The sequence below is a fragment of the Umezawaea sp. genome (assembly GCF_036375055.1).
Taxonomy (GTDB): Bacteria; Actinomycetota; Actinomycetes; order Mycobacteriales; family Pseudonocardiaceae; genus Umezawaea.
Map to the genome: position 1 here is coordinate 51,989 of NZ_DASUSQ010000166.1, position 15,778 is coordinate 67,766.

General features: G+C 71.1%; 16 protein-coding genes. 8 read left to right on the top strand and 8 right to left on the bottom strand.

Going from position 1 to position 15,778, the window contains the following annotated elements:
* The first annotated feature begins 208 nt into the window (after positions 1-208).
* The 7 genes from VFZ92_RS39090 (at position 209) to VFZ92_RS39120 (ending at position 6,861) form a co-directional block, all read left to right on the top strand.
* Positions 209-1,471: an ABC transporter substrate-binding protein gene (locus VFZ92_RS39090; protein ID WP_330882583.1), complete on the top strand. Its 1,263-nt coding sequence runs from the start codon at positions 209-211 to the stop codon at positions 1,469-1,471.
* Positions 1,472-1,473: 2 nt separating this feature from the next.
* Entirely contained in the window at positions 1,474-2,427 is a 954-nt protein-coding gene (locus VFZ92_RS39095) for a sugar ABC transporter permease (protein WP_330882585.1), read from the top strand.
* Positions 2,424-3,260, top strand: a complete 837-nt coding sequence (locus VFZ92_RS39100) for a carbohydrate ABC transporter permease (protein ID WP_330882587.1) — start codon at positions 2,424-2,426, stop codon at positions 3,258-3,260. Before VFZ92_RS39095 ends, VFZ92_RS39100 begins: the two co-directional genes overlap by 4 nt.
* A complete protein-coding gene (locus VFZ92_RS39105) occupies positions 3,257-3,820 on the top strand; it encodes a hypothetical protein (protein WP_330882589.1) in 564 nt (187 codons plus the stop codon). The genes VFZ92_RS39100 and VFZ92_RS39105 overlap by 4 nt, the downstream gene beginning before the upstream one ends.
* 121 nt (positions 3,821-3,941) lie before the next feature.
* Positions 3,942-5,156: a serine/threonine-protein kinase gene (locus tag VFZ92_RS39110; protein WP_330882591.1), complete on the top strand. Its 1,215-nt coding sequence runs from the start codon at positions 3,942-3,944 to the stop codon at positions 5,154-5,156.
* Positions 5,157-5,310: 154 nt separating this feature from the next.
* A complete protein-coding gene (locus tag VFZ92_RS39115; RefSeq protein WP_330882593.1) occupies positions 5,311-6,021 on the top strand; it encodes a Crp/Fnr family transcriptional regulator in 711 nt (236 codons plus the stop codon).
* Positions 6,022-6,222: 201 nt separating this feature from the next.
* Entirely contained in the window at positions 6,223-6,861 is a 639-nt protein-coding gene (locus VFZ92_RS39120; RefSeq protein WP_330882595.1) for a hypothetical protein, read from the top strand.
* Between the two features lie 12 nt (positions 6,862-6,873).
* On the opposite strand, the gene VFZ92_RS39125 is transcribed toward VFZ92_RS39120, so the two are convergent.
* The 7 genes from VFZ92_RS39125 to VFZ92_RS39155 form a co-directional block, all read right to left on the bottom strand.
* Positions 6,874-8,379, bottom strand: coding sequence for a beta-N-acetylhexosaminidase (locus tag VFZ92_RS39125; RefSeq protein ID WP_330882597.1), 1,506 nt, complete (start codon positions 8,377-8,379; stop codon positions 6,874-6,876).
* Positions 8,380-8,392: 13 nt separating this feature from the next.
* Entirely contained in the window at positions 8,393-9,217 is an 825-nt protein-coding gene (locus VFZ92_RS39130; RefSeq protein WP_330882599.1) for a carbohydrate ABC transporter permease, read from the bottom strand.
* Positions 9,214-10,173: a sugar ABC transporter permease gene (locus tag VFZ92_RS39135; RefSeq protein ID WP_330882602.1), complete on the bottom strand. Its 960-nt coding sequence runs from the start codon at positions 10,171-10,173 to the stop codon at positions 9,214-9,216. Before VFZ92_RS39135 ends, VFZ92_RS39130 begins: the two co-directional genes overlap by 4 nt.
* A gap of 7 nt (positions 10,174-10,180) precedes the next feature.
* Positions 10,181-11,437 (bottom strand): extracellular solute-binding protein, encoded by a 1,257-nt coding sequence (locus tag VFZ92_RS39140; RefSeq protein ID WP_330882604.1) that lies wholly within the window; start codon positions 11,435-11,437, stop codon positions 10,181-10,183.
* Positions 11,438-11,666: 229 nt separating this feature from the next.
* The gene (locus VFZ92_RS39145) at positions 11,667-12,299 is read right to left on the bottom strand and encodes a hypothetical protein (protein WP_330882606.1); all 633 of its coding nucleotides are present in this window, start codon (positions 12,297-12,299) and stop codon (positions 11,667-11,669) included.
* Entirely contained in the window at positions 12,296-13,558 is a 1,263-nt protein-coding gene (gene hisS / locus VFZ92_RS39150) for a histidine--tRNA ligase (protein WP_330882608.1), read from the bottom strand. The genes VFZ92_RS39145 and hisS overlap by 4 nt, the downstream gene beginning before the upstream one ends.
* Position 13,559: 1 nt before the next feature.
* On the bottom strand, positions 13,560-14,258 hold the full coding sequence (locus VFZ92_RS39155; RefSeq protein ID WP_330882610.1) for an MBL fold metallo-hydrolase: 699 nt from the start codon (positions 14,256-14,258) through the stop codon (positions 13,560-13,562).
* 170 nt (positions 14,259-14,428) lie between these two features.
* Here VFZ92_RS39155 and VFZ92_RS39160 point away from each other — a divergent pair, with 170 nt between their 5' ends.
* On the top strand, positions 14,429-15,298 hold the full coding sequence (locus tag VFZ92_RS39160; protein ID WP_330882612.1) for a peptidylprolyl isomerase: 870 nt from the start codon (positions 14,429-14,431) through the stop codon (positions 15,296-15,298).
* A 102-nt stretch (positions 15,299-15,400) separates the two neighbouring features.
* Here VFZ92_RS39160 and VFZ92_RS39165 read toward each other — a convergent pair whose 3' ends face one another.
* Positions 15,401-15,757: a helix-turn-helix domain-containing protein gene (locus tag VFZ92_RS39165; RefSeq protein WP_330882614.1), complete on the bottom strand. Its 357-nt coding sequence runs from the start codon at positions 15,755-15,757 to the stop codon at positions 15,401-15,403.
* Positions 15,758-15,778: the final 21 nt, after the last annotated feature.

The following is a 15,778-nucleotide window of genomic DNA, read 5'->3' on the forward strand; positions in this document are numbered from 1 at the left end:
TCCACCCGTGCCGCGCCCGCCCCTCCCGCGTCGAAGGACGTTCGACCCCCCGTTCGACGAATTCGACGAACGACCCACCGCTTCTCCTTGCGGCCAAAGGAAAGCGGCATTGACGATGGCGTAACGGCCTCGTAGCCTTCCCGGAACGACCGCCCCACAGCCGTGTCCTGCCAGGACGATTGCGACCGGAGGTCCCACCGTGGTCGAATTGAAACGATTCAGGTCACTCGTGGTGTCGGTGGCCGCGCTGGTGCTGGTCGCCTGCGGTTCGTCGGGCGGGGGCGGTGAGACCGAGGAGACCGGCCCGGTCACCCTGCGGTTCTCCTGGTGGGGCAACGCGGAGCGCGCCGGTCTGATGCAGCAGGCGATAGACCTGTTCCACAGCGAGAACCCCACCATCACGGTCACGCCGAGCTTCCAGGAGTTCGAGGCCTACTGGCAGAAGATCGCGACCGAGACCGCGGGCGGCAACGCGCCCGACGTGCTCCAGACCGACTTCGCCTACCTCAGGGAGTACGCCGATCGCCGCGTCCTCTACGACCTGAAGAAGCAGGAGGGGAAGAACCTCGACCTCGGCGACCTGGTCGACGGCCTCAAGGGCGCGGGCGAGATCAAGGGAGGCCTGTACGGCGTCCCGGTGGGCGGCAACACGTGGGGCTTCGTCTACAACCCCGCCCTCTACGCCCAGGCGGGCGTGCCGGAGCCGAAGCTCGGGTGGACCTGGGCCGAGTACCGCGCGGGCGCCAAGCAGATCACCGAGAAGACCGGCGTGTTCGGCAGCTCCAACCCCATCGACACCTACTACAACCTCGAACTCCAACTGCGGCAGGAGGGCGGGTCCCTCTACACCGAGGAGGGCGGGCTCGGCTTCGACCGGGCGCGCCTGGCCAGGTTCCTGGACGAGGGCAAGAAGATGGCCGAGGACAGGGCGGCGCTGCCCGTCGAGAAGGGCGTGCAGATCAAGCCGAAGCACGCGCTGGAGTCGGACCTGGTGGCGGGATCCCCCGCGTGGGACAACTTCCTCGACCGCTACTCCAAGGCCACCGGCGCCGAGCTGAAGATCGCGCCCTCCCCGAGCGACAACCCGCGGGTGCTCGGCCAGTACCTGAAGCCCGCCCTGCTGCTGAGCGTGTCGCAGAAGTCCGAGCACCCGGCGGCGGCGGCCAAGCTGGTGTCGTTCATGATCAACGACCCGGAGGTCGGCAGGATCTTCGGGGCCAACCGCGGCCTCCCGCCGACCAACGCCCAGCGCGCGGCGGCGCGGCTCACCGGCCCGCTGGCCGCCGTGGCCGCCTACGAGGACGGCCTGAAGGACAAGCTCGGCAAGACCCCGCCCGCGCCGCCGAAGGGCGCGGGCGCGCTGGAGCAGGCGTTCATCCGGATCAACGAGGAGCTGCTGTACGGCAGGATCACGGTGGACCAGGCGGTCGACCAGTTCTTCACCGAGGCCGACGAGACGCTCGGCTCCTGAGGATGGCGACGACCACCCCGACCCGTCCCGCCGCCGCGCCGTCCCGACCGCCCGCCCGCGGAGGGCGCGCCCGGCGGTCCGACGACGGCATCGCCGGGTACTTCTTCCTGTCCCCGTGGATCCTCGGCGTCCTGCTGCTGACGCTCGGCCCGATGGCGACGTCGCTGTACCTCTCCTTCACCGACTACGACCTGTTCGACACCCCGCGGTGGATCGGCCTGGACAACTACGCGCGGATGTTCGACGACCCGCGCTGGCTCAGGTCGGTCCAGGTGACCGCGCTGTACGTGGTGCTCGCGGTGCCGGTCAAGCTCGCCGCCGCGCTCGGCGTCGCGCTCCTGCTCAACGGCGAGCGCCGGGGCAAGGGCCTGTACCGCGCGGCGTTCTACGGTCCGTCGCTGATCGGCGGCAGCGTGAGCGTCGCGATCGTGTGGAAGGCGATGTTCAGCGACGACGCCGCCGTGGACCAGGTCCTGCGGGTGTTCGGCGTCCACACGGGCGGCTGGTCGGGCAACCCGGACTTCTCGCTGCTGATGCTCGTGCTGCTGGCCGCGTGGCAGCTCGGGGCACCGATGGTGATCTTCCTGGCAGGGCTCAAGCAGGTGCCGAAGGAGCTGTACGAGGCCGCCGAGGTCGACGGGGCCGGGCGGTGGCGCCGGTTCGCCTCGATCACGCTGCCGATGATCTCGCCGGTGGTCTTCTTCAACCTGCTGCTGGAGACCATCAACTCGTTCCAGGTGTTCACGTCCGCCTACGTCGTCGGCGGGCCGAACGGGCAGCCCGCGGGCACGACGCTGTTCTACACCGTCTACCTGTTCGACCGCGGCTTCGGCGACTACCGCATGGGGTACGCGTCCGCGATGGCCTGGATGCTGCTGCTGGGCGTCGGGCTGGTCACGGCGTTCCTGTTCCGGTCCGCGCGCGGCTGGGTCCACTACTCCGGGGAGAAGGCGTGAGGGGACGGCTGTCGAGCGTGCTCTGGCACGTGGGGGTCCTGCTCCTGCTGGCCGTCGTGCTGTACCCGCTCGTGTGGGTCGCGGCGGCCACGTTCAAGCCGTCGGCGGAGATCGTGGGCAGCCTGCGCCTGCTGCCGGTCGAGCCCACCGCGGAGAACTACGAACGCGCCGTCGAGGGGGTCGGCGGCGTCGGGATCGGCCGGTACTTCCTCAACTCGGGCCTGCTGGCGGTCCTGTCCGTCGTGGGCACGGTCGCCTCGTCGGCGCTGGCCGCGTTCGCCTTCGCCCGGCTGCGCTTCCGGGGCCGGTCGGCGATGTTCGCCGTGATGATCTCGACGCTGCTGCTGCCGTTCCACGTGCTGATCATCCCGCAGTACGTCGTGTTCCAGCGGCTCGACCTCGTCGACACCTACGTGCCGCTGCTGATCGGCAAGTTCCTGGCGGCGGAGGCGTTCTTCGTCTTCCTCATCGTCCAGTTCATCCGCACCATCCCGCACGAGCTGGACGAGTCGGCGAAGATCGACGGCGCGGGCCCGTGGCGGATCTTCTGGAACATCGTCCTGCCGCTGGCACGACCCGCGCTGGTCACCACCGCGATCTTCACGTTCATCTGGACGTGGAACGACTTCTTCGGCCCGCTGATCTACCTCAGCACGCCGGAGGAGTACCCCCTGCCGCTCGCGCTGCAACTGTTCATCGACGAGGCCAGCGGGTCGGACTTCGGCGCGCTGATGGCGATGTCGCTGCTCGCGCTGGTGCCGGTGGTCCTGTTCTTCCTGTTCTTCCAGCGGTTCCTCGTCGAGGGCGTGTCCACGTCGGGGCTCAAGGGGTGAGGCGGTTCCCGCTGTTCGCCGAGTGCCTCACGGCCGGTCTGCTGGTCGTGCTCGCCGCGTTGCCGCTGGTCACCCTGCTGCCCGCGCTCGCCGCGGGCTGCGCGCACGTCAAGGCGCACGTCGACGGCGAGACCACGGCGGTCCGCGCGTTCCTCGTCCGCCTGCGCGCGGCGAGCCGCGGGGGCGCGGGCCCGTCGGTCGGGGTGCTCCTCGGGTTCGGCGTGCTGGCGGCGGACGTGGTGGTCGTGCGGCGCGTGGACCTGCACGGCGGCGGCGCGGTGGGCGCGGTCTGCGCGGCGGCGGCCGTCGCGCTCGCGGTGGTCGTCCTGCGGGCCGCGGCGGACTGGTCGCCGGGTTCGGCCTGGTCCGCGCTCGTGCGCGGGGCCGCCCGCCGCGCCGTGGCGGACGCGGCCGGATCGCTGCTGCTCGTGGTGGCGCTCGGCGTGCTGGTCGTGGTCACCTGGCAGCTGCCGCCGCTCGTCGTGCCCATGCTCGGCTGCGTCCTGATGGCCGCGGTCGCGGTGGAGCGCCGCCGCGCCCGAGGTGAACTCCACCGGTGATCGCGGTACGTTCGGAGCGCCCCCTGGTTCGGAACCCCGAACACCTCGGACCCGGAGGTTTGCGCGCCACCCCACGGGGCGCCTAAGAAGGCACACCAGGCGACGGAGAGGTGCGGATCGCGTGTCACTGCCGACCAGAGGTGAGCTGCTGGCCGATCGCTACCGGCTGGAAGGGCTCCTGGGGACCGGCGGCATGGGCGACGTGCACCGCGCCTGGGACACCCGCCTGCGCCGGTTCGTGGCCGTGAAGCTGTTCCGCGCCGCCCTGGACGCCACGCTGGTCCGCCGGTTCGACAGCGAGGTCAAGACGCTGGCGGCGCTGTCGCACCCCGGCCTGGTGTCGGTCTACGACGCCGGGACGGACGGGGACGCGCCGTTCCTGGTGCTGCAACTCGTGGACGGGCGGACGCTGCACAACCGCGTCGGCGACGGGCCGCTGTCTCCCGACGAGGTGCGGGTGATCGGTGCGGCGCTGGCCGACGCGCTGGCCTACGTGCACGCCCACGACGTGGTGCACCGCGACGTCAAGCCGTCGAACATCCTGCTCGACGCCGACGACAACGCCTACCTCGCCGACTTCGGCCTGGCGCGGCTGACCGGCGCGACGCGCCTCACGAGCACCGGCGAGCTGATGGGCACGGCGGCCTACCTGGCGCCGGAGCAGGTGCGGGGCAAGAACCTCGGCTTCCCCGTGGACGTGTACGCGCTCGGCCTCGTGCTGCTGGAGTGCCTGACGGGCTACCGCGAGTACGAGGGCACCGAGGTGGAGGCCGCGATCGCCCGGCTGCACCGCCCTCCCGACATCCCCGGTGAGCTGCCCGCCGACCTCGTCCGGCTGCTGACCAGGATGACCGCGCTGACGCCGCACCGGAGGCCGACAGCGCTCCAGTGCGCCCGCGCGCTGCGCAACGCCTCGGGCACCACGCCGCCGCGCGAGGCCGGGGTTCGCAGGAGCATCCTGGTCGCCACCGCGGCCGTGGCGGCGGGCCTGGTGGGCGGGGCGTGGGTCCTGCTGGGCGACGAGGCCCCGAAGACCTCCACGCCGACCGGCCCCGAGGCCGCCGCCTCCTCGTCCGCGCAGCTCCCGGCGAGCGACCCCGCCACGACCGGCGCGGACCCGCGGGGGAACACCACCCCCGGTGACCCGGTGCCGGAGGACACCACCTCGGGCGACTCCGCCGCGGGGCAGCCGCCCGCTCCCGGAGCCACCGCGGCCCCGACGACCGGCACCACCGCCCCGGTCGAGACCGAGCCCGGTTCCCCGAGGAACAACGACAGGGAACCTCCCGGCCAGGCCAAGAAGTCGACCCCGCAGACCAAGAAGAACGGCGGCTGACGGACACCGGGATTTTCGCCTTTCCCGTGGAATACCGGAAAAATCCCTAATCCCCACCCGACCGACCCAGCACACTGTCGCCAGGAGTGGGCCCGGTGCCGCGTCCGGCCCCTCCTCCAACGGATCGAGGTGCTGGATGAACTCCGTTCAACCGATGGGAACCCGCGTCCCCGGCAAGGGCGGTTGGCCCACGGGGACCTACCTGGACATGCTGCGTCCGCGCAGCCAGTCCGCGCTGCTGGGGCTGGGGGTGCCGCAGACCTACCGGCACGGCGAGGTCATCCTCCGCGAGTCGGAGCGGTCGTCGCACGTCGTGCTGCTCTGCCGGGCCGTCGTGAAGGCGACCGTGAGCCTGGAGAACGGCCGCATGGCCCTGCTGAGCATCAAGGTGGGCGGTGACGTGATCGGCGAGATGGCGGCGTTGAACGACGAGCCGCGGTCCGCCACGGTCACGGTGTGCGGCGAGGCGCAGGTCCGCGTGATCCAGTCCGACGAGTTCCAGCACTACCTGGCGAACTTCCCCGACGCGAACCTCGCGCTGACCAAGATGATCATGCAGACGTTGAGGTGGGCCGACAAGCGGAGGGTCGACTTCAACGGCTACCCCGCCTTCGTCCGCCTGGCGCGGGCGCTGGACGAGCTGGCGCAGAACTACGGCCGCGAGGTGCCGGACGGGACCACCCTGGACATCGGGTTGACCCAGCGGGAGCTCGGCGCGCTCGTCGGCGTCGAGGAGGACACCGCGCGCCGGGAGCTGCGGCTGCTGCGCAGCCGGGGGGTCATCAGCCTGGGGTACCGCACGATCACCGTCCTGGACCAGGAAGCCCTGAGCGCCATCGCCCACTGCAACGGCGAACCCCGGTGATTCCCCTATTCGGTTGACCGGACCGGCGCGATGCTTGCACGCATGGACCAGCACACGATCGGAACCTCGCGGCTTTGGCGCCCATCCACCCCGGACGGAGGGGGCAGGGGGCGGCAGGGCCTCACCGACCACGGAGCGGCCGCGGTCGCACGTCCGGCAGAACCGACCCGACCGGGCAGGTCGGTCCCGCACAGCAGGCTGGTGTACCGGCTGGTGGTCGGCGTCGACATCGAGCACTACAGCCGGTTGGACACCCTCGACCAGTCGCTGGTGCAGACCCGGTTGAGCGAGGTCCTCGACACCGCCGCGGACCGCGCGGGCCTGGACCGGGACCAGTGGTACCGCCAGCTCCGCGGTGACGGGGAACTGGCGGTGCTGCCCGCCGACGTGGACGCGGCGTGGGTGGTCGCGGAGTTCACCGAGCGGCTCACCGCCGCGCTGGCCGAACTCCGGCGGGCCAACCCGACCGAGCCCGCGCTGCGGCTCCGGCTCGCGATGCACCACGGGACGGTCGCGCTGGCGCACTTCGGGCTGGCGGGTGACACCCCGGTGGTCACCTGCCGCCTGCTGGACTCGGACAACGCGCGGAACGCGCTGACCGAGGACCCGTCGACCGACCTGGTCCTGGTGGTCTCGAAGCAGCTCTACGAGGACGTCGTGACGAGCCGGTTCCACGGTCTCGGCCCGGACCGGTTCCGGCCGACCGTGGTGTCGGCCAAGCAGGTCGAGTACGAGGGCTACCTCTGCACGGGCAGCCCCCGCACTCCGGAACGGCCCGGCCGCCGCGCGGGCGGCGGGTCCGGTGCCGGGAACGTCCGCAGGATCCGCGAGGCGAGCTGACCGGGGGCCGCGTCAGCCGGTGGCCCCCAGCGGCCGGTGGCGCACCGACAGCGCGGCCAGGCGTTCCTCGTGGCGGCGCATGTCGTCGAGGAAGCCCTTCCAGTCACCACCGCCGGACCACGCGTTGCCCGCCAGGGCGCACAGCCGCGGGAACGCCAGGTACTCGGCGTGCGACGGGTCGGGGACGAACTCGGTCCACAGCTGCGCCTGCGTGCCGAGGACCAGCGCCGACTCCTCGGGCGACCAGCCGGGCGGCGGGAGCTCCTGGGTGTAGACGTCCCGCAGGGTCACCACCCCCGACGGCTGGCCCGCGAGCTCGTCGGCGGCGTCGGTCTGCGGGTAGTCGAGGTACGTCGAGCGCCACGGCGTCATGATCACGGGATGGCCGTTGCGGGCGGATTCGAGGCCGTGGACGGGGTCGCGCCAGACCATGACGGTGGTCTCCCGAGGCAGGTCCGCGGCACCGCCGCCCTCGTCCCAGCACACCGGCGCGCGACCGTTGTCCAGCAGGAACTCGCTGATGCGGCGGAGGAACCAGCCGTGCAGGGCCTCCGGGCCCGCCAGCCCCTCGGCCCGGACGCGCTCCAGCGCGAGCGGGCTGCGACCCCACTCCGAGGTGGGGCACTCGTCGCCGCCGATGTGGACGTGCCGCGAGGGGAAGACGTCCATGACCTCCTCCAGCACGGCGCGGCAGAAGTCCATCGTGGACTCCTGGACGCCGAACACCTCCTCCGAGACGCCCCAGCTGGTCCACACGGGCAGGTGGCGGTCGGGGAAGTTGCCCAGGTGCGGGTAGGCCGCGAGCGCGGCGCGGGCGTGGCCGGGCATCTCGATCTCGGGCATGACGGTGACACCGCGCTCGGCGGCGTGGGCGACCAGGCCGCGGAGTTCGGCGGTGGTGTACGCGCCGCCGTGCGGGCTGGAGTCGAACCGGGTGCTGCCCGCCGGGCCGACCATGCTCTCGCTGCGCCAGCCGCCCACCTCGGTCAGCCTCGGGTAGCCGGGGACGGGCATCCGCCAGCCCTGGTCGTCGGTGAGGTGCAGGTGCAGGACGGTGAGCTTGTGCAGCGCCAGCAGGTCCACGAACCGGTGCAGGAACGAGATGGGCATGAAGTGCCGCGCCACGTCCAGCATCGCGCCGCGCCACGGGAAGGCGGGGACGTCCCGCACGTCGACGCAGGGCAGCGCGATCGGGCCGGTCGGGTCCACCGGCAGGAGCTGGCGCAGCGACTGGACGCCGTGCAGCAGGCCCGCGGCCGTCGCCGCGCGGAGCCGGACGTTGTCCTGGTCGACGCGCAGCTCGTAGCCCTCCGCCCCGAGGTGGGCCAGCGCCGGGTTCACCGCCAGCACCAGGTCGCCGTCCGGCGAGGGCGGCAGGGCTGCGCCGAACGGCCGCAGGTAGCCGCGCAGGAGGTGGACCGCCTGCGCGGCACCGGCTCCGGTGCGGACCGCGGTGGCGGCGTCGAGCGTGAAGCGGCCGGGGAGCCGCACCAGGTGCTTCGGCGGGGGAACGATCACGCGCGCACTCTCCTCATCCTTTGACCGCACCGGCGGTGATGCCCGAGGTGACCCGCCCCTGGAGGGCGAGGAAGACCAGCAGGACGGGGACCATGAACAGCGTCGAGGCGGCCATCGTGGCACCCCAGTCCGTCCCGAAGGTGTTGCTGAACGACGACAGCCACACCGGGAGCGTGCGGTCGTCGCGGTTCTTGATGATCAGCAGGTTGGCGAAGGCGAACTCGTTCCACGCCGTGATGAACCCGAACAGCGACGTGGACATCAGCCCCGGCGCCAGCAGGGGGAAGACGATGCGGCGGAACGCCTGCGGGCGCGTGCAGCCGTCGACGAGCGCGGCCTCCTCCAGGTCGGCCGGGATGGCGCCGAGGAACCCCCGCAGGGTGACGATCGTGAACGGCAGCGTGATCATGAAGTAGATCAGCGTGAGCATGGACAGCTTGTCGAGCATGTCCGTGTCGCGGGCGATGACGTACATGGGGATCAGCAGCGCCTCCCACGGCGTCATCTGCGCGACGAACACCATGAGGATGAACGCCCGCCTGCCCTTCCACCGCATCCTGGCGACGGCGAACGCGGCCAGCAGCGCCACGACGAGCGCCAGCAGGACACCGCCGAACGACACGAGGAGGCTGTTGCGCCAGAACAGCCAGAACCCGCTCGCCCCGACGGCCGTGGCGAAGTGGTCGAAGCTGATGGTGGTGGGCCAGAACGTCGGGGTCGGCGCCTGGATGTCCTTGGTGGGCTTGAACGCCGTGAGGACCATCCAGTACACCGGGAACACCGCGACGACGCAGACGAGCAGCGCCGAGGCGGTGAGGGGGATCCTGCGCCACTTCACAGCTCCGCCTCCTGCTTGAACATCTGGCGGAAGTAGGCCAGCAGCACGACCACCAGCAGCAGCACCGTGATCATGGAGACGGCCGCGCCGAGGTCGTACTTGTTGAGCGACTGGGCGATCTGGAACGCGTACACCGGCAGCGTCGTCGTGGCGTCGCCCGGCCCGCCCTGGCTGATCGCCCAGATCTGGACGAACGACTTGAACACCCAGATCACCTCCAGCGACAGGATCAGCCCGAACATGGGGCGCAGGACGGGGAACGTGATGGAGGTGAACAGCCGCCACGAGCCCGCGCCGTCGATCTTCGCCGACTCGTACAGCTCCGACGGCACGGTCGTCATCGCCGAGTACAGCGACAGCGCGGCGAACGGGACCGACTGCCACACGATGAGCGCGACGAGGATGCCGAACGTCGAACCGCCGTTCGCGAACCACGTGTAGTCCCGGTACTGCTCGAACCCGAGCTGGACCAGCACCCAGTTGACCACGCCGAGCCGCGACTGGAAGAGCCACTGGAACACCGTGGTGGCGGCGATGATCGGCGTCGCCCAGGTGAGCACCAGGCAGCCCATCACCAGCAGCCGCAACCACTTCCCGAGCGCCGACAGCAGCAGCGCGACCAGCGTCGACAGCACCATGATGAGCACGACGTTGACGGTGGTGAACAGCAGCGTGCGCCGGACGACGGCCCAGAACACCGGGTCCGCCAGGGCCTCGCGGTAGTTGTCCAGCCCGACGAACTCCGCGTCGCCGCGGATCAGCTCGCCGAGGCGGAAGTGCTGCACCGAGATGACCAGGTTGCGCACCAGCGGGTACAGCAGCAGGTACGCCGACCCCAGCACGGTCGGGGCGATCAGCAGGTAGGGCCAGATCGACACCCGGCGCCGCCGCCTCGGGCGCTGAGGCGGCGGCGGTTCCGGGGTGGCGGTCGGCCGCTTGGTGGTCGCGGTCGACACGTCCGGCCTACTTGCCGGAGTTGAGCGCGGTGGCGATCACGTCGTCGGCCCTCTCGGCCTCCGCGGCGACGTCACCGCCGGTCAGCACCGCGGTGAGGAAGTCCTTCACCGGGTTCTTCGCCTCGACCGCGGCCCAGTTCGGCGACTGCGGGGTGCCGTGGCCGTTGACCGCGCCCGCCGCCATCGCGGCCGCGCCGGGGTTCTCCGCCAGCGCCGAGGCGAGGCTGGTGCGGTTCGGCACGTAGTTCATCGCCTTCGCCAGCTCGGTCTGCCACTTCTCCCCCGCCAGCGCCTTGATCATCGTGTAGGCCTGGTCCGGGTGGGTGGAGGACTGCGGCACGATCAGGTCGGAGCCGCCGGTGAAGACCGCGCCGGGCTCGTCGGCGGTCTTGCCGGGGATCGGGAAGAACCCGAGCTTGCCCTCCAGCGCCGGGTTGGCCTTGGTGATCAGGCCCGCCGCGCCGGGCACCGCGATCAGCTGCGCGACGTCACCCCTCGCGAAGACGTCGGTCTGCTGCGGCTTGGCCTCGTCGGAGTCCTTCGGTCCCTGGCCGAGCGCCTGGAGGGACCTGTAGAAGTCCACGGCCGCCGCGCCTGCGGGCGTGCCGAGGCCGCCCTTCCACCGGTCACCGTCCTTGACGGCGAGGTCGCCGCCCTCGTCCCAGAGGAACCCGGAGAGCACGTACCAGTTCTGGCCGGGCAGGTAGATGCCCTGGGTCGTGCCCTGGTTGAGCTTCGCCGTGGTGTCGAGCCACTCGGCGCGGGTCTTCGGCGGCGCGGTGATCCCGGCCGCGGCGAACAGGTCCTTGTTGTAGATGACCACGCGGTTCGCGGCGTAGTAGGGGATGCCGTACTGCTTGCCGTCCACCGCGCCGGGATCGCGCAGGCCGGGGATCCAGTCCCCGCCGCCCAGCTCGTCGACCTTGTCGGTCAGGTCGACCACGCCGCCGCTGGCCGCGTACTGCGCGACCTGGGTGTTGCCGACCTCGATCACGTCGGGGGCGTCGTTGCTCGCCAGCGCGCTGACGACCTTCTGGCCGATGCCGCCCCACTCCTGGATCTGGACGTTCAGCTTGATGCCCGAGTTCTCGGCCTCGAAGTCGCTGGTGAAGCGCTGGAGGAAGTCTGGGGTGACGCTGTCCTTCATGAGCCAGACGTCCAGCGTCACGGGGCCGTCCGAGGAGGCCGTGGGCGTGGACGAACCGCAGGCGGCGGTGGCGAACGCCAGCGCGAGAGCGGCGGCGATCAGGCGGGGGCTCTTCATCAGTCACCTCGTGGCGCGATGTTGACCATTGGTAAGACCAAATCTGCTGCCACAGAAGGTGGCATAGACCAATCTCTCGGTCAAGCATCGAGAGCAACATGATGTTTCCGCAGACCAGCAACCGTTCAGATGATCTACCGAACGGCGGTTGACACTTCGGCCGGACAAAGAAAAACGGCCAACTGGTCAGTTTTAACCTGACCAGTTGGCCGCTTCGGGCTGTGTCGCGTCAGTCCAGTGAGGCGACGAACCGGGAGACCGCGTCCGGGGTGAGCTTCTGCGCGAGCCGACCACCGGGTGCGAGCGAGGCGAGCTGGTAGAGCGGCCGGTCGGCCGCCGCCATGCCCTGCGCCTCGGCCCGCAGCTGGGCGACGAGCAGCTGGGAGAACACCAGCCCGTTCGGGTCGCCCCGGCCCGCCAGCACGTCCGCCAGCCTGCGCAGCGGGAACACGCCCTGCTCCCGTCCGCCGGTGCCCGCGTAGATCGCCAGCGCCAGGTTGATCGCCTTGCCGCCGCCGCGCACGAACAGCCCCACCGTGCGGGTGCCGCGGACGTCCGTGACGAGCAGGTCCAGCTCGGCGGCCGTCCGCAGGTCGACCGACCGCGTGCCGAACGCCCGCACCGACAGCACCTGGCCCTGGAGCCAGACCCGGCGGCGGGCTTCGCTCCACGCCAGCATCAGCAGCGGCAGGGCGACGATCGCCAGGGCGATCAGACCGGGCCCGCGGCCCGCGATCAGGCCCAGGACACCACCGATGAACCCCGCCACCATGACCGCGCCGATGGCGACCATGCGCGCCCGCTTGCGGACCGTCGCCGGGTCGAGGAGGTCCAGCGGGATCCGCTCGGCGTCGTCGGTCACCGGCCCAGCGCTTCCCGCACGGAGATCACCACGTCGGCCAGCGGCACCGCGCGCTGGTCACCGGTGGCGAGTTCCTTGAGCTGCACGACACCCGCCTCGATGTCCCGCTCGCCGAGCACGAGGGCGAACCGGGCGCCGGACTTGTCCGCCGCCTTCATCGCGCCCTTCATGCCCCGGCCGCCGTAGGCGAGGTCGAACCGCACCCCCGCCGCGCGCAGCTCGCCGGACAGCCCGACCAGCCGCGACTTGGCGGCCTCGCCGAGCGGCACGCCGTAGACGTCGCAGCGGGTCAGGTCGCCGGGCGTGATGCCCTCGGCCTGGCACGCCAGCAGCGTCCGGTCGACGCCGAGCCCGAAGCCCACGCCGGACAGCGGCTGCCCGCCGAGCTGTTCCATCAGCCCGTCGTAGCGACCGCCGCCACCGATGCCGGACTGCGAGCCCAGGCCGTCGTGCACGAACTCGAACGTGGTCTTCGTGTAGTAGTCGAGGCCGCGCACCATCCGCGGGTTCTCGGTGAACTTCACGCCCAGGTCGTTCAGGTAACCCTTGACCGCCTCGTAGTGCTCGCGCGTCTCCGCGGCGAGGTGGTCGAGCATCAGCGGCGCGTCGTCCATCAGCGCGCGCACCTCGGGGCGCTTGTCGTCCAGCACCCGCAACGGGTTCAGCCGCGCGCGCTCGCGGGTCGCCTCGTCCAGCGGCAGCGTGGCCAGGAACTCCTGGAGCTTCTCCCGGTACCGGGGGCGGTCCGTGCCGTCACCGAGCGAGGTGATGTCCAGGCGGTAGCCGGTGAGCCCGAGCGAGCGGAACCCGGCGTCGGCGATGGCGATCACCTCGGCGTCCAGCGCCGGGTCGTCGACGCCGATCGCCTCGACGCCGACCTGCTGGAGCTGCCGGTAACGACCGGCCTGCGGGCGCTCGTAGCGGAAGAACGGCCCGGCGTACTGGAGCTTCGCGGGCAGCTGGCCGCGGTCGAGACCGTGTTCGATCACGGCCCGCATGACCCCGGCCGTGCCCTCGGGGCGCAGCGTCACGGACCGGTCGCCGCGGTCGGCGAAGGAGTACATCTCCTTGCTCACGACGTCCGTGGACTCGCCGACGCCGCGGGCGAACAGCGCCGTCTCCTCGAAGACCGGCAGCTCGACGTAGCCGTAGCCCGCCAGGCGCGCGGGCTCGGTCAGCGCCTCGCGGACCGCCAGGAACGAGGCGGACGTCGGCGGGAAGTAGTCGGGGACACCCTTGGGTGCCGAAAAAGCAGTCACGTCACAGTCCTCGGTGCGGTGCGGCCGGCGCGGAGTCGCCCAGTTGCGTCAGGTACGGGTTGCTCACGCGCTCGCGGCCGATGGTGGTCGTCGGTCCGTGGCCGGGCAGGACCACCGTGTCGTCCGCCAACGTCAACACCTTGCGGCGCAACGACGTCAGCATGCTCCGGTGGTCCCCGCCCGGCAGGTCGGTGCGACCGATCGAGCCCGCGAAGAGGGTGTCGCCGGACAGCACCAGCCGTCCGCCCTCCTCGGTGCCCGCTCGGAACATCACCGACCCGCTCGTATGGCCCGGCGAGTGGTCGACGGTCATCCGCAGCCCGGCGAGGTCCAGTTCGGCGCCGTCGGAGAGTTCGCGCACCTGCTTCGGCTCGCGCATCTCCAGCTTCCCGCCGAAGAACGCGGCCGTCTCGGCGCTGATGCCCTTCAGCGGGTCCGACAGCATCTCCTGGTCGTCCGGGTGGATCCAGGCGGGGATGTCGTGGCCGTCGCACACCGGGGCGACGGAGAACGAGTGGTCGAAGTGACCGTGGGTCAGCAGCACGGCGACCGGCGACAGCCGGTGCTCACGCAGCGCCTTCTCCAGCGGCTCGACGGCGTCCTGGCCGGGGTCGACGACGACGCACGCCTCGCCCTCGCCGGTGGCCAGCAGGTAGCAGTTGGCCTGCAGGGCGCCGGTCGGGAACCCGATCACCAGCACGGCGGCACCTCTCGACGGCAACGGATTGGCAACGGAACGCGGTGTAACCGCTGCACCAGCCTAGCCGGCACACACCAGCCATATACGTGCCCCCTAGACTGCCCAAGTTGTCGGCTTTGCCGACGTGCTGTATCCACCCACGAAGCACGAGATCCCTGGGGAGGGAGCAGGTGCCGAACAACGAGCAGCGCCGCGAACAAGCAAAGCGGAAGCTGGAGCGTCAGCTCGTCAACCGACAGCAACGAGCGAAGCGCCGCAGGCTTACCGCGCTGGTAGCGACGACCTTGACCGTGATCGTGGTCGCGGGCGGCGTCTACTTCCTCGCGACGCACGACTGGAGCGACGGCGACGCCGAGGCCTCCCCCGGCGAGAGCAGCTCGGCGCCGAAGCCCGTCGAGATCCCCACGGAGATCAAGGCCCTGCCGAAGCGCCCCACCCCGCTGGCCGACCCGGTCGCCTGCGAGTACCGCCCGTCCAAGGAGCCCGGTGCCAAGGAGGGCATCAAGGCCCCCGAGGCAGGCGGCATCGCCTCCACCGGCACGCAGACCGTGACGATCAAGGCCAACATCGGCGAGCTGAAGCTGACGCTGGACAAGTCGCTGGCCCCCTGCACGGTGAACAGCTTCGTCAACCTGGTCGCCCAGAAGTACTACGACGGCTCCGGCTGCCACCGCATCGGCACCGAGGGCCTCCAGATGCTCCAGTGCGGCGACCCGACCGGCACCGGTTCGGGCGGCCCCGGCTACGCGTTCGACAACGAGGTGTGGCCCGAGCTGACCTACGGCCGTTCGTACCTGGCCATGGCGAACGCGGGCGCGGACCCGGAGACGCAGAAGGGGACCAACGGCAGCCAGTTCTTCATCGTCTACGGCGATGCGCAGCTGTCCCCCGACTACACCGTGTTCGGCAGCATCGACGAGGCGGGCCTGAAGCTGATCGACGAGGTCGCGAGGGCGGGCCACGACGGAGCCTTCGACCCGTCGCCCGGCGGCGGCAAGCCGAACAAGGAAGTCAAGTTCGAGACGGTCACCGTCGGCTAGACAGCACCGCTCACGCACAAGGGCCCCGGCACACCGTGCCGGGGCCCTTCGCGTCTTCCCCTGGGTACTCCTCGGGACCCGTGGCCATCCTGTCGAACCGCGCTATCGCGCCGCTGACGCCCGGTCGATCTCCGCCATGTGCGTCTCGGCCCACTCCCGCAGCGCGGCGAGCGGCACCTCCAGCGACAGCCCCAGCTCGGTCAGCCGGTAGTGGACCCGCACCGGCACGGCCGGCTCCACCCGCCGCGCGACCAGCCCGTCGGCCACCAGGCTCTGGAGCGTCACGGACAGCATCTTCTGCGAGATCCCCGGTATGCGCCGCCGCAGGTCGGCGAACCGCACCTCGTCCGGCGCGGCCTCGGCCAGCACCTTGACCGCCATCGACGTCCACTTGGACCCGATCCGGTCCAGCAGCCGCCGCGTGGGGCACGCGGGGCTGAACAGGTCTCCACGGGTCACCTGGACCTCACCACCTGACGC

Bases quoted from the DNA above. Each gene is read 5' to 3' on its own strand.
- VFZ92_RS39095 (WP_330882585.1), top strand. From the start codon at position 1,474: ATGGCGACGACCACCCCGACCCGTCCCGCCGCCGCGCCGTCCCGACCG.
- VFZ92_RS39115 (WP_330882593.1), top strand. From the start codon at position 5,311: ATGGGAACCCGCGTCCCCGGCAAGGGCGGTTGGCCCACGGGGACCTAC.
- VFZ92_RS39140 (WP_330882604.1), bottom strand. From the start codon at position 11,437: ATGAAGAGCCCCCGCCTGATCGCCGCCGCTCTCGCGCTGGCGTTCGCC.